This window comes from Streptomyces sp. NPDC058964 (assembly GCF_042741275.1).
Lineage (GTDB): Bacteria > Actinomycetota > Actinomycetes > Streptomycetales > Streptomycetaceae > Streptomyces.
In genome coordinates this window covers 1-13,468 of record NZ_JBHYKH010000237.1, presented here as the reverse complement: position 1 = coordinate 13,468, position 13,468 = coordinate 1, and the positions used below count along the sequence as shown (strand labels likewise).

10 protein-coding genes are annotated in these 13,468 nt (G+C 73.0%); 3 read left to right on the top strand and 7 right to left on the bottom strand.

Features of this window, described 5'->3' with window-relative positions; translation table 11 throughout:
- The 5 genes from ACFW2E_RS26300 to ACFW2E_RS26280 form a co-directional block, all read right to left on the bottom strand.
- Positions 1 to 3,692 (bottom strand): CHAT domain-containing protein (locus ACFW2E_RS26300; RefSeq protein WP_384469537.1); only part of this gene is annotated, 3,692 nt, incomplete at its 3' end.
- Between the two features lie 27 nt (positions 3,693 to 3,719).
- Positions 3,720 to 5,195, bottom strand: coding sequence for a GntP family permease (locus ACFW2E_RS26295; RefSeq protein ID WP_384469536.1), 1,476 nt, complete (start codon positions 5,193 to 5,195; stop codon positions 3,720 to 3,722).
- A 118-nt stretch (positions 5,196 to 5,313) separates the two neighbouring features.
- Positions 5,314 to 5,724 (bottom strand): RidA family protein, encoded by a 411-nt coding sequence (locus ACFW2E_RS26290; RefSeq protein ID WP_384469535.1) that lies wholly within the window; start codon positions 5,722 to 5,724, stop codon positions 5,314 to 5,316.
- Positions 5,725 to 5,758: 34 nt separating this feature from the next.
- Positions 5,759 to 6,523 (bottom strand): IclR family transcriptional regulator, encoded by a 765-nt coding sequence (locus tag ACFW2E_RS26285; protein WP_384469534.1) that lies wholly within the window; start codon positions 6,521 to 6,523, stop codon positions 5,759 to 5,761.
- Positions 6,520 to 7,560 carry a sugar kinase gene (locus tag ACFW2E_RS26280; protein WP_384469533.1) on the bottom strand — a complete coding sequence of 347 codons (1,041 nt, stop codon included), beginning with the start codon at positions 7,558 to 7,560 and terminating at the stop codon, positions 6,520 to 6,522. The genes ACFW2E_RS26285 and ACFW2E_RS26280 overlap by 4 nt, the downstream gene beginning before the upstream one ends.
- A gap of 129 nt (positions 7,561 to 7,689) precedes the next feature.
- On the opposite strand from ACFW2E_RS26280, the gene ACFW2E_RS26275 reads away from it, so the two are divergent.
- Complete coding sequence (locus ACFW2E_RS26275; protein WP_384469532.1) at positions 7,690 to 8,955, top strand: amino acid deaminase; 1,266 nt, start codon at positions 7,690 to 7,692, stop codon at positions 8,953 to 8,955.
- A 13-nt stretch (positions 8,956 to 8,968) separates the two neighbouring features.
- Positions 8,969 to 10,579, top strand: coding sequence for an amidohydrolase family protein (locus tag ACFW2E_RS26270; RefSeq protein ID WP_384469531.1), 1,611 nt, complete (start codon positions 8,969 to 8,971; stop codon positions 10,577 to 10,579).
- Positions 10,580 to 10,597: 18 nt separating this feature from the next.
- Here ACFW2E_RS26270 and ACFW2E_RS26265 read toward each other — a convergent pair whose 3' ends face one another.
- Together ACFW2E_RS26265 and ACFW2E_RS26260 are read right to left on the bottom strand one after the other, a co-directional pair.
- Positions 10,598 to 11,458 (bottom strand): serine protease, encoded by an 861-nt coding sequence (locus tag ACFW2E_RS26265; protein ID WP_384469530.1) that lies wholly within the window; start codon positions 11,456 to 11,458, stop codon positions 10,598 to 10,600.
- A gap of 151 nt (positions 11,459 to 11,609) precedes the next feature.
- Positions 11,610 to 12,362: a hypothetical protein gene (locus tag ACFW2E_RS26260; protein WP_384469529.1), complete on the bottom strand. Its 753-nt coding sequence runs from the start codon at positions 12,360 to 12,362 to the stop codon at positions 11,610 to 11,612.
- 126 nt (positions 12,363 to 12,488) lie between these two features.
- On the opposite strand from ACFW2E_RS26260, the gene ACFW2E_RS26255 reads away from it, so the two are divergent.
- Positions 12,489 to 13,468 (top strand): aminotransferase class I/II-fold pyridoxal phosphate-dependent enzyme (locus ACFW2E_RS26255; RefSeq protein ID WP_384469528.1); only part of this gene is annotated, 980 nt, incomplete at its 3' end.

Here is a 13,468-nt window from a genome sequence, read left to right as displayed (position 1 = left end):
GCGGCGTGGCAGGCGAGGTGCAGCACTCCCCCGCCGGCGCCCTCGCGCAGCCACTCCAGCACCTCGCCCGGCGTGCCCGCGCCGTCCGCCGGGCCGCTTCTGCGGCGGCCGAGGAAGCGGCCGTCCGGGTAGAAGACGCGCTGGACGGCGTCGGCCTCCTCGCCCGCGTAGTGGAGATCTCCGGTGGGGTTGCCGACCACGAGGGCCGCGCCGGTGTGACCGGTGGCGGGGCGGGCGGCCACCTGGCACAGCAGCCGTGCGGAGGCCGCGTACGAGATCTCGGCGGCCTGGAGGGCGTACTGGCGCCCGCGCGGCCCGCCCGCCTCCCACGCGGCGTGCCAGGGCACCAGGCCGAGCTTCCCCATCGGCACCAGGACGAGCCTGGGCAGCCGGCCCGGCGGCATCTCGATGGCCTCCAGGAGCGGGCGCACGGCCGCGTACCAGGCCCAGCCGCACAGCCGGTCGAGCTGCTTGCGCAGGGAGGGCGGTGCCGCGGCCACCCGGGAACCGGGGACGGGGCCGAGGTCGCGGGTGAGAGCGCCCGCGGGGGCGTACTCCTTCAGCGGCGCCGCGTCCTCCGACAGCGTCGGCAGGGGTACGGCGTGCACCGTGCCCCGGGAGGTGACGAGCAGCGCCGTTCCGGGGGTGTCGTCGGAGGACGGGACCAGGTAGACCAGGGCGTCCTTGGCGAGCGCCCGCAGGGCCTCGGCGATCTCGCCGGGGTCGGGCGGGTCGAGGAGCCGGGCCGCCAGGGGGGTGCCGGCCCCGGTGTCCTCGGTGAGGGCCGTGAGGACACGGCGGCGCAGGGTGCTGGGGACGGCGAGCGGAGCGCGTACGGCGGTCAGCGGGTCGGCCGCCCCCGCCCCGGCGCCCGCGCCGGTGGCCCGCCATTCGCCGGCGAGGTCGGCCCGGCCCGCCGAGGTGAGGAGCTCGGGCACGGTGGTGGAGGTCAGCGCCGCGTGCAGGACGAGGCCCCGGCAGGCGTCGAGGGCCCGGAGCGCCTCCTCGGGGCGGTCGTCCTTGAGGCACCAGCCGGCCACCTCCAGCGCCGACCTGGTGGCGTGCGCGGCGGCGAGGGCGGCATGGTCGGTGCCGGACTGGAGCAGCGCGGCCCAGGCGTGGCCGCGCAGGGACTGCAGGCCGAGCGTGCGGGCGGTGGCGCGGTCGCGGCGGTGGAGGTCGTCGCGGGTGCGGTGGGCGCGGGCGAGCGCGAGGCCGATCTCGGCGTACAGGCGGTGCTCCGGTCCGCCCGCCTCCGCGAACCCGCGCTCCAGGAGCTCGATGCCCCGGGCCAGCCGGTCGCGGCGGCGGACGCGGTCGAATTCGAGACCGGACAGGGCGCAGTGGGCGATGCCGAGGCAGTGGCCGTAGCGCAGACGGCTGTCGCTGCCCGGCTCGGAGAGGTCGTGGGCCTGCTGGAGCAGGCCGATCGCCTCGACGATGCCGGGTCCGTCCATCGCCGCTCCGGCCCGGGTGAAACGGGTGATGCCGGCGTCGCCGAGCACCCAGGCGTGATGGTCGCGGGGCAGTCTGCGGGCCTGGCGGCGCAGTTCGGCCGCGCCGGGGCGGCCGGGCAGGGGTGGCAGGGGCGGGGCGCCGAGGGTGCGGGCGAGGTTGTCGCGGGCGGCGCGCGCGTTCTCCAGGGCGGTGTAGATCTCGATGCGGGAGGGGTCCTCGTCGCTCATGGCGGCGTGACCCGCGGTGAGCTCGGTGATGTGCCGGTCGGCGGTGGCCAGGTCGCCGCGCTGGACGGCCGTGTGCGCGTCGAGGCCGGCCTGCTGGAGGTCCATCATGCGGCGCAGGTGCGCGGGCAGGGCGGGGTCGTCGCGCAGACGGCGCCAGGTCCGGGCGCCCGCCTCCATGTCGTCGGCGGCGCCTGCGGTCTGGCCGCGCTGGGTCTGTGCGATGAGCCGGGCCATGGCGAGCCCGTAGCCGCCGTTGCCGTGCGCCTCCGGGACACCGGCCTCCTCCGCCCGGTCGAAGTGGGCGAGCACCTCGTCCAGGCCCGCTCCGGAGCCCACGGTGGTCTCCTCGTGCAGCCGGGCCATTCCGGTGACGGCGTACGCCTGTCCGCGCCAGGCCGGGTCCCGCTCGGCCCGCTGGAGCACCGCCTCGGTCAGCTCGCGCCGGTGCTCGGCGGTGATGTAGGTGCCCTCGGGGTCGACGACGGTGAGGTTGCACAGCATCATCGCGGCGAGCTGTGCCCTGGCCGCGCTGCCCGGCTCGGCGGCGCGCAGATGGGCGAGGGCCTTCTCGAAGCCCTCGATACGGCGTCTGCGGCCGGTCACGTCCCGTTCCATGCCGCGCAGGAACTCCTCCTCGCCGAAGTCGAGGAAGGCCCGGCCCTCGCGCAGGTCGTCGAGCATCGTGCCGACGGTCCCGCGGAAGGCCTCGGCGTCGAGGCCTTCCGGAAGGCCGTCCTCGGTCTCGGTGAGGAGACCGTGCTCGGCGAGGGTGAAGCGGGCCCAGCCGTCCAGCATGCGGGCGGACTGCGTCAGTTCGTGGTTGTCGTGCTGTCCGTCGAGGAGCAGTCCGGCCGCCTCCAGGACGTCCTGGGCCCGGCGCGGGTCCGGGTCGTCCTGGTAGCGGGCCTGCTGGAACAGGGCCAGGAAGGTCGCGGCGGGCGCGATGTCGCCGTCGCGGTCCCGGTCCCACTCGGTCACCGCGCGCCGCAGCAGCGCGATGCCGTGGTCCCGGCCCGCCGCGTCGTCGCGCTCGGCGGCCCGCTCGTACAGCAGCCGTCCGAACGCGTCGAGGTACTGGGGCGGGAGCTGTTCCGCGGCTCCGGGGCGGTCGAGCAGCCGGCGCGCCTCGACCTCCGCGGCGAGGCCGTGGCCGAGGTCCTTCCAGGTGGACCAGATCATCGCTCGTACGAAGACGGCGTTGACCTCGGCCTCGAAGGCCCAGTGCGGCTCAGTTCCGCCGTCGCGGCGGGCCTCGGTGAGGGCTGTGTCGAAGGCGTCCCGGGCCGCCTCCAGTTCCTCCCGGTCGCCGGTCGCCCGGCCGTGCAGGAGCATGGCGAGGCCCATGCTGTAGCGGATGTGGGGACGGTCGACGGGTTCAGGGGTGTCGAGAACCCTCCGGTACTGCGCGGCGGACTCGGCGGCCGCCGCGATGTCGCCGTGGCGCATGGCCCGTTGCAGCCGCAGGAACCCCAGCGCCGCCCGCAGGTCGGCCTCCTCGCCACCGGGCTCGGCGTCGGCCAGGGCGTCCGTGTGCCGGCGCAGGGCCTCGTCGAGGGCGTTGGGGCCGGGGGCCGCGAGATACCGCGTCTTGGCGCAGACGGCGAGCAGATGCCGGCCCCACGCGCGCTCGCCGTCGAAGCCGGGGTCACCCGGAGGCAGCCCGTCCACCCCTTCCCGGAGCAGCTCCCATCCCTCGTCGAGGAGTCGGCGCTCGCCCGTCTCCTCGTACTGCACCGCGCGCAGATGCCCGAACCGGATCCGCCAGGCCGACCACCGGGGCTCGCGGCCCGGGTTGCGGAAGGCGTGCTCGAACGCCTCGACGGCCAGGGCGAGATCCTCGCCCCGGCCGTCGTCGTTGCGCGCGCGCAGCAGGTGGAGCCGGTGGCTCAGCTCACCCGCGTACCCGCACATGGCGGGCGTGTCCGGGTCACCGGAGGACAACTGGGCCAGCGCGTCGAGCACTTGGTCGCGCTCGGCGGCCAGCTCTTCGAGGAGGTCGTCGGTCACACGGCCCATACTGCCCGGACCACGCCCCTACACGAACACGCTCACCAGCCCCGCCACCGCAAAGCCCGCCACCGACAGCACCGACTCCAGCACCGTCCACGTCCGCAGCGTGTCCCGCTCGGTGATGCCGAAGTACTTGGCCACCATCCAGAAGCCCCCGTCGTTGACGTGCGAGGCGAAGATGGAACCCGCCGAGATGGCCATGATGACGAGGGCGACGAAGGCCTGGGAGTGGTCGCCCCCGGACAGGAGGGGCGCCACGATGCCCGCCGTGGTGACGATCGCGACCGTCGCCGAACCCTGTGCGACCCGCAGCACCACGGAGATCAGGTAGGAGAGGACCAGCACCGGCAGACCGACGTCGTGGAAGGTGTCGGAGAGTGCCTGGGCGACGCCACTCGCCTTCAGGACCGCGCCGAAGACACCGCCCGCGCCGACCACCAGCAGGATGTTGCCGACCGGCTTCAGGGAGGAGGTGGACACGGTTTCCAGGGACTTGCGGGACCAGCCGCGCCGGATGCCGAGCAGGTAGTAGGCGAGGAGCAGGGCGATGGTGAGGGCGACGAACGGGCTGCCGAAGAACTCGATCACCGAACGGCCGGTGGAGGGGTCGAGGGCGATCGAGGAGAAGGTCGCGGCGAGGATCAGGACGAGCGGCGTACCGATGATGGCGAGGACCGTGCCGAGCGGTACCGGCTTCTCCTGCGGCTCGACCCCCTGCGCACGCTGCTCGTCGAGCACGGCGAGCTTCGCCTCCGCGGCCGCCTCCACCATGTCCTGCGGTACGGCGACGAAGATCCGCCTGCCGATCCAGGCCGAGTAGGCCCAGGCGGCGAGCACGGCGGGGATGCCGCAGACGATGCCCATGAGGATGACCCAGCCGAGCTGGACGTGCAGGAGGCCGGCGGCGGCCACCGGGCCGGGGTGCGGCGGCAGGAAGGCGTGGGTCATGGACAGGCCCGCGAGCAGGGGCAGGCAGTAGAGCAGGATCGACTTGCCGGACCGCTTGGCGGCCGCGTAGACGATCGGCGCGAGGACGAAGATGCCGACGTCGAAGAAGACCGGGATGCCGAAGATCAGTCCGGTGAGGCCCATGGCGAGAGGAGCCCGCCGTTCGCCGAACAGTCCGAGCAGCCGGGTCGCCAACACCTCCGCCCCGCCGCTGACTTCGAGGATCGCGCCGAGCATCGTGCCCAGGCCGATGATGATCGCGACATGGCCGAGGATGCCGCCCATGCCGGTCTCGATGGTGGAGACGGCGTCGGAGCGCTGGACGGTGCCGAAGAGTTCGGTGACCGAGAGGCCGGACAGCAGGCCGACGGCTATGGAGACGGCGAGGAGGGCCACGAAGGGCTGGAGCCTCGCCTTGATGATCAGGAAGAGCAGGAGAGCTATGCCGATGGCGGCCACGGTGAGCAGTCCCGCGGTGCCGTCGACGAGGAGGAGCAGGCCTCCGGTGTGAGGTGGTGGGACGGGGGCTGTCGCGGCGAGCGAATGGGACATAGGGGGACCTCTTCGTAATTCCATACAGCTTTCGGGCAGGGGGGATCGCGGCACGGCGTCCCGGAGATGAGGAGCGCCGCGCCGTGAGGACTTGCTGGGTGGAGAGTTCGAGCGGGGGTCAGCCGAGTACGGCGAGCGCGTCGATCTCGATCAGGAGCCCGGCGGGCAGGCCGACGTAGACGGTCGTGCGGGCGGCGGGCGGAGCGGTGAGGTCCTGCTCCTCGAAGTACGCGTTGTAGATCCCGTTCATCTCGGCGAAGTGGTCCACGTCCGTCAGATAGACGCGGATCATCATCACGTCGTCCCAGCTCGCGCCGCCCTCCTCCAGGATCGCCTTGACGTTGGCGAGGGTCTGGAGGGTCTGCTCGCGCAGGGTGGGACCGGCGGGCGTGGGGGGCTTGCCCTCCTCGGCCGGCAGGAAGCCGACCTGGCCGGCGACCTGGAGGATGTTGCCCTTGCGGACGCCGTGCGAGAACTTCGCGGGCGGGGTGGTGTGGGTCTTCGGGGTGAGCGCGGTCTTCTCGGTCATGCCCTCTTCTCCGTCATGCGTGCTTTCTCCTCCGTCACAGGGGGGTGTCCTTCACCGGAGTCCTTCCGGAGTACTCGCCGCTGATCGCGTCCGCGGTACGGCGCACCAGCGGGAGCAGGGTGAGCAGTTCGTCGGCGGTGACGACGACGTTCGGCGCGGAGACCGACATCGCGGCGACCACCCGGCCGTCGGCCCCGCGGACGGGTGCCGCGACGCAGTTGATGGACTCCTCGTGGCCACCGAGGTCGGTGGCCCAGCCCTGTTCGCGCGCCTTCTCCAGCTCGCGCAGGAAGGCGGGCGCGTTGGGGGTGGAACGGGCCGTGTACATGGGGTAGTCGAGCTTCTCCGCGACGGCGCGGCGCTCGGGTTCGGGCAGATCGGCGAGGAGCAGCTTGGCGACGGCCGCGACGGTGATGGCGACGGGCTTGCCGATCCGCGAGTACATGCGCACGGGGTACCGGCTCTCCACCTTGTCGATGTAGAGGACCTCGCTCTCCTCGTACACCGCGAGGTGGACGGTGTGTCCGCACTGCTCGTTGAGGCGTACGAGGTGGGGGTGGGCGATCTCGCGGATGTCGAGGTTCTCCATCGCCTCCTGGGCGAGGGCGAAGAGGCGGGCGCCGAGCCGGTAGCGCTGGTCGGACTGGCGGTAGACGAGTCCGTGCTCGTGGAGGGTGCGCAGGAGCCGCAGGGCCGTGGACTTGTGGACGCCGAGCCGGTCGGCGACCTGGCCGAGGTCGGCGGGGCCCTCGGCGAGCAGCGGCAGGATGCTCAGGGCGCGGTCGACGGTCTGACTCATGGGGTGCCTACCTCCTCCGGGGCCTGGTCGGCCTGCGTCCAGCCGGGGCCCAGTCGAAGTCTCCCCCACGACTCCTCGTCCAGGGCGGCCAGCCGGTCGGCGTGGTCGCGGGAGGGAGGCGCGGCGAGGTCGCCGGGGACGGTGAGCGCGGCGGCGGCCATGAGGTGGCCGTGCCGGAGGCGGTCCCGTACGGGGAGGCCGCGCAGGGTCGCGGACAGGAAGCCGGCGGCGAAGGCGTCCCCCGCGCCGACGGCGGCCACGACGTCGACGCGGAGCGCGGGCACGAAGGCGGCGGTGTCCCCGGCGTAGACGGTGGCTCCGGCACCGCCCTGCTTGACGACCAGCACGCCGGGGCCGGGGAGCGCCTCGCGGACCGCGTCGGGGCCGGCCGGCCCCCACAGTTGCGCGGCTTCGTCCTCGCCGACGAACACGATGTCGGCCCGGCCCGCCAGTTCCAGGAGCACCCGCGCCCCGGCGTCGCCGCGCCACAGTCCCGGCCGGTGGTTGACGTCGAAGGAGACCAGCGGCCGGCCGGCCACGGGCGCGGTCAGCGCGCGCACCAGGTCCAGGCACTGGGTGGAGAGCGCGGCCGTGATGCCGGTCAGATGGAGCACGCGGGCCGCGCGCAGGGCCGCGAGGTCCACGTTCTGCGGCGCCATCGCCGAGGCCGCCGATCCGGCGCGGTAATAGGCCACTTCGTGGTCGTCGGCCGACCGGTCGCCGGCCGTGCGGAAGTAGATGCCGGTGGGCCGGGCGGGATCGCGCCGCACGGACGTCACGTCGACGCCGTACCCGCCGATCGTCTCGACGAGGTGGTCGCCGAAGCCGTCCGCCCCGACCCGGCTCACCCAGCGCGCGCGGTGCCCGGCGGCGGCCAGTACGCAGGCCACGTTGGACTCGGCCCCGCCGATGGCACGGTCGAAGGAGGGGACGTCGGCGAGGCGGCCCGGCCGGGTGGGCAGGAACGTGACCATGGACTCGCCGAGCGCGACGACGTCCACGACGTCGGGGGCATTGCACGGTCCGGCTGTGGTCACGATCGTCGTAGCTCCTTCTCGGCCCGGGACCGGCTCCGTTGACCGGCGGTGGCCGAGATGTTAGACAGCAGTAAGCGGCATACGCAATGGAGGTTGCACATAATGCAACGCAGCAGCTCAGGAGGGTCCATGGGTATGGAGGCGCTCGCCCGACTGGCCGACGAACGCGTCGACCACCGCTTCAAGGGGCTCCCGCCGGACGCCGACGGACTGACCGTCGGCGAGCTGGCCGCCCAGCGCCGCAACCTCTTCACCGGCGGCTTCCCGACCCCGGTGCTCGCCCTCTCCGCCGAGCGGCTGGAGCACAACCTGTCGCTCATGGAGGCGTACGCCGCCCGCCACGGCCTCGCCTTCGCCCCGCACGGCAAGACCTCCATGGCGCCGCAGCTCTTCCATCGCCAGATCGAGCACGGCGCCTGGGGCATCACGCTCGCCGTCCCGCACCAGGTGCGCGTGGCGCGCGCGTTCGGGATCGAGCGGGTGTTCCTCGCCAACGAGCTGGTGGACACGCCCGCGCTGCGCTGGATCGCCTCGGAACTCACCGCCGACCCGTCCTTCCGCTTCGTCTGCTACGTCGACTCGGTGCGCGGAGTGCGGCTGATGGACGCGGCGCTGCGCGGAGCCTCCCGCCCGCTGGACGTCGTCGTGGAGCTGGCCGCCGGCGAGGACGCGCGCACCGGCGTGCGTACGGAGGCGGAGTGCGCGGCGGTCGCGGAAGCGGTGGCGGCCGCACCGACGCTGCGGCTGGTCGGCGTGGCGGGATACGAGGGCGAGGTGCCGCGGGCCGATCCGGAGCGGGTGCAGGCGTGGCTGCGCCGGCTGACCGGCCTCGCCGTGGAACTCGACCGGGCCGGGCACTTCAAGGACGTCGAGGAGATCGTGGTGAGCGCGGGCGGCAGCGCCTGGTTCGACGCGGTCGCCGACGCCTTCGCCGAGCTCCCCGAACTCTCCCTGCCCGTACTGAAGCTGCTGCGCTCGGGCGCCTACGTCTCGCACGACGACGGGCACTACCGCAGGCTGACACCGTTCAACCGGGTCTCCGAAGAGGGCGCCCTGGAGCCCGCGTTCCGCCTGTGGGCGCAGGTCGTCTCCCGCCCGTCGCCGGAACAGGCCTTCGTCAACGCGGGCAAGCGCGACGCGGCCTACGACCTGGACCTCCCCTTCGCCCAGGTGGTGCGCCGGGACGGCGCGGAGCGCCCGGCCACCGGCGTGTCGGTGACCGCCCTGTCCGACCAGCACGCCTGGCTGCGCACCGGCCGGGAGGCGGACCTGGAGGTGGGCGACTGGGTGGGCCTCGGCCTGTCGCACCCGTGCACGTCCTTCGACAAGTGGCAGCTGATCCCGGTCGCCGAGGCGGACGGGACGGTCGTCGACTACATCCGCACGTTCTTCTAGGAGGTCAGCGGTCGTGGAACAGCTCGTCATCCGGGACGCGGACGTGGTGGACGGCAGCGGGGAGCCGTCGTACCGCGCCGACGTCGTGATCGACGGCGGCCGGATCGTCTCGATCGTCAAGGAGGCGGCGGCCGCGGGCTGCCAGCGCCCCAAGGCGATGCGCGAGCTGGACGCCGAGGGCCTGGTCCTCTCCCCCGGGTTCATCGACATGCACGCCCACAGCGACCTGGCCCTGCTGCGCGACCCGGACCACTCCGCCAAGGCGGCGCAGGGTGTGACGCTGGAGGTCCTCGGCCAGGACGGGCTGTCGTACGCGCCCGTCGACGACCCTACGCTCGAGGAGGTGCGCCGGGCGATCACCGGCTGGAACGGGTACGGCGACGACATCGACTTCGACTGGCGGTCGGTGGGCGAGTACCTGGACCGGCTCGACCGGGGCATCGCCGTCAACGCGGCCTACCTCGTCCCCCAGGGCACGGTCCGCGCGCTCGTCGTCGGCTGGGAGGACCGGGAGGCCACTCCCGGAGAGCTGGACCGGATGCGGCGGCTGGTCGCCGAGGGCATGGAACAGGGCGCGGTCGGCATGTCGTCCGGGCTCACCTACACGCCGGGCATGTACGCCAAGGACGCCGAACTCACCGAACTGTGCCGGGTGGTGGCGGAGTACGGCGGCTACTACTGCCCCCACCACCGCTCCTACGGGGCCGGGGCCCTGGCGGCGTACGGGGAGATGGTCGCGCTGACCCGCGAGGCCGGCTGCCCGCTGCACCTGGCCCACGCCACCATGAACTTCGGCGTCAACGAGGGCCGGGCCCCGGAACTCCTCGCCCTGCTCGACGACGCCCTCGCCGCCGGGGCCGACATCAGCCTCGACACGTACCCCTACACGCCCGGCTGCACGACGCTCGCCGCGCTGCTGCCCGGCTGGGCGAGCGAGGGCGGTCCGGAAGCGGTCCTCGGCCGGCTCGCGGACCCCGCGACCGCCGAGCGGATCCGGCACGACCTGGAGGTCGCCGGCTCGGACGGCTGTCACGGCGTGCCGGTGGAGTGGGACACGGTCGAGATCTCCGGCGTGAGCGACCCGGCCCTCGGGGAGTACGTCGGCCGTACGGTCCTGGAGTCGGCGCGGCTGCGTGACGAGGCCCCCTGGACGACCGCACGCAGGCTGCTGGTCGAGGACCGGCTGGGCGCGACGATCCTGCAGCACGTCGGCCACGAGGAGAACGTCCGGGCGATCATGCGGCACCGTGCCCACACCGGCGGCTCGGACGGCATCCTCCAGGGGGCCAAGCCGCATCCGCGGGCGTACGGCACCTTCCCGCACTATCTCGGCCGGTACGTGCGGGAGTCGGGCGTGCTGTCCCTGGAGGAGTGCGTCGCCCACCTCACCTCGCGGCCCGCGGCCCGGCTGCGTCTGCCGGACCGCGGGCTCGTCCGTGAGGGCCACCGCGCCGACCTGGTCCTGTTCGACCCGGAGACGGTCGCGGCGGGGTCCACCTTCGAACAGCCGCGCGCGCTGCCCGTCGGGATTCCGTACGTCCTCGTCGACGGCCGGTTCGTGATCGAGGACGGGCGCCGGACGGACGTGCTGGCGGGGCGGGCGGTCCGCAGGACTCCGGTGTGACCGCCCCCCCGGCCGGCGCTACGGCCTGGGCAGGGTGCAGCCGCTCGCGTTCAGGTCGAGCTTGTTGCCGGTGGTGAAGCAGGCCGGGATGAGGTAGGTCTCCTCGGCGTAGTTGATGCCGTAGCGGACGGTCACGTTGCCGTTGGCGTCGACCTCACAGGGATTGTTCTCGGTGCAGCGCTCGCCGTCCTCGTTGCCGGTGTTGTTGACGGCGACGACCTTGCCGGTGGCGTTGTCGACGACCGGGGAACCCGACGTGCCGCCGATGGTCTTGCAGGCGGAGGTGTAGCGCACCGAGTCCTTCCAGGTCCAGTCGCCCTCCTTGAGCCGGTAGACGAACCCGTCGATGCTGCAGGCGTAGGTCCGCTTCCAGTAGCCGGAGACGACGGTGATGGCGGTGCCGGCGGTCGGGTGCGTGTCCTGCACCGTCAGTGCGCTGATCCCGTACGTGCTCTTGATCTGCGCGTACGTGGTGGTCAGCTGATAGATCGTGACGTCCGTGTCGGTCATCGTCGAGTACACGACCTTGTTGGCGCGCAGCGTCCCGACCCGGGTGGCCGAGGCGTTGAGCAGGCCGAAGCTGCGGCTGGACGACTGGCCGACGATCACCTCGCCGGGCTCGGGGAAGCCGGTCTCCAGGCAGTGGCCGTTGGTCATCACCAGCGCCGGGTCGCTGTCCGCGGAGGCCGGAAAGCGGATGACGGAGCCGGAGCAGTTGCTGAGCGAGACGGTGCCTGCGAAGTTGACGGCCTTGAGCGTGGGTGTCGCGCTCTTCGTCTCCGCGGCCGGCTTCTGCGTCACGGTGGCGGCCGCCGCGGGCGCCATGCCCGCCCCGGTGATCACCAGGGCCGCGAGCGTGGCAAGGAGAGGCTTGTTCATGTGGGGGTCCCCTCTGCAGACGTGAGCGACCGGAGATCTTCCGGTCGCTTGTCTTGTCATGTGCATTGTGAGGGGAGCAGGGGGCGGCGGCAAGAAGTTGTATGCGGTCCGCACGGAGCGGACCGCATACTCAACTCATCCCAGAGCGCGCCTAGTTGTAATGCTTTCCGTGCCCCCGCCCGCGCCCGGGCCCACCACCTTGGTCACCCTGACCGGCGGTGCTCGCGGAGGCGGTCGCCGACGGGCTTCCGGTGGCGGACGGCGTCGGCGCCGTGGATGAAGGGCCACCACTCCCCCGGCCGGCCGCGGAGCCGCTCACCCGGGCCTTCGGCGTCGCGCTCACGGAGACGGCGGGAGCCGGCGCCGCGGCGTCCGGCGAGCCGGTGACGGAGGGCGCGGCGGACGACCGCGGGGCGGTGGGCCCCCCCGAGCCGTCCTCGGCGCTCGAACCGGTGCGCTCGCCCTTGCCCTGCGGCCCGCCCGACGAGGACCCCGAGAAGGCGGACACCCCCGCGATCACGGCGAGGGAGACGGCTCCCACGGCACCGGCGGCCAGCGCGATCCGCCGCGAGCGCGGCACGCTCCGCCTGCGCTGCGCGCGGCGCGCCGCGGCCCGTCCCGCCCCCTGGGCCGGGCCCGCCGCCACCGCGGGAAAGTCCTCCTCGCCCGCCACCCGGGGCAGCTCGCGGGTCTCGTCGTAGGCGTTCTGCCAGCCGTGCGCACTCGCCGGATCGGCGTACCCGTCGTAGGCAGGGGTCTCCGCGGGCTGCGGGTGGTAGACGTTCGGCGACCCTTCGGGACCGCCGTCCGCGGGGCCCGTCCCATGGACGCCGTGCGCCTCGGTCACGCCGTTCGCGGCATTGGCGCCGTACGCCCCGTTTCCCTGTTCCGATTGGCTGGACATGGCCGCGAATTCTAGGTACGGGAGGGGCTGCTGAGACAGCTACCGGCGATAACAGGCCAAAACGCTGTGTCTCACGTGGTGGAAAACACGACCCACAGGGCGTTACCGGGCCGTAAGCTCACGGACATGCAGGTGATCCAGTCGACGAAGCTCGCCAACGTCTGTTACGAGATCCGGGGCCCGGTTCTCGAGGAGGCTATGCGGCTGGAGGCGGCGGGCCACCGCATCCTCAAGCTGAACACCGGAAATCCGGCGGCGTTCGGCTTCGAGTGCCCGCCCGAGATCCTGGAGGACATCCTCCGCAACGTCTCCACGGCGCACGGCTACGGCGACGCGAAGGGCCTGCTGGCCGCGCGCCGGGCGGTCGTCATGCACAACCAGACCATCGGCATCGAGACGGACGTCGAGCACGTCTTCATCGGCAACGGCGTCTCCGAGCTGATCGTGATGGCGATGCAGGGCCTGCTGGACGACGGCGACGAGGTTCTCGTACCGGCGCCGGACTACCCCCTGTGGACGGCGGCGGTGTCGCTGTCCGGCGGCACGGCGGTCCACTACCGCTGCGACGAGCAGTCGGACTGGATGCCCGACCTCGCCGACATCGAGCGCAAGGTCACCGACCGCACCAAGGCCATCGTCATCATCAACCCGAACAACCCGACGGGCGCGGTCTACGACGAGGCGGTGCTCAAGGGCCTGACGGACATCGCCCGCCGCCACAACCTGCTGGTCTGCTCGGACGAGATCTACGACAAGATCCTCTACGACGACGCGACGCACACCCCGACCGCGGCCGTCGCCCCCGACCTGCTGACGCTCACCTTCAACGGCATGTCGAAGGCGTACCGGGTGGCCGGCTACCGGGTCGGCTGGATGTCCGTCTCCGGCCCCCGCGCGCACGCCGACTCCTACATCGAGGGCCTGACCATCCTCGCGAACATGCGCCTGTGCGCGAACATGCCGGGCCAGCACGGGGTCGTGGGCGCCCAGATCGGGCGCCCCACGAGCAAAGAACAGGTCCGGCCCGGCGGTCGGCCGGAGGAGCAAGGGGTCACCCCCCATGAGCAGGGGACGCACATACCGGGCGGGGGAGGCGGGCGGGCCAG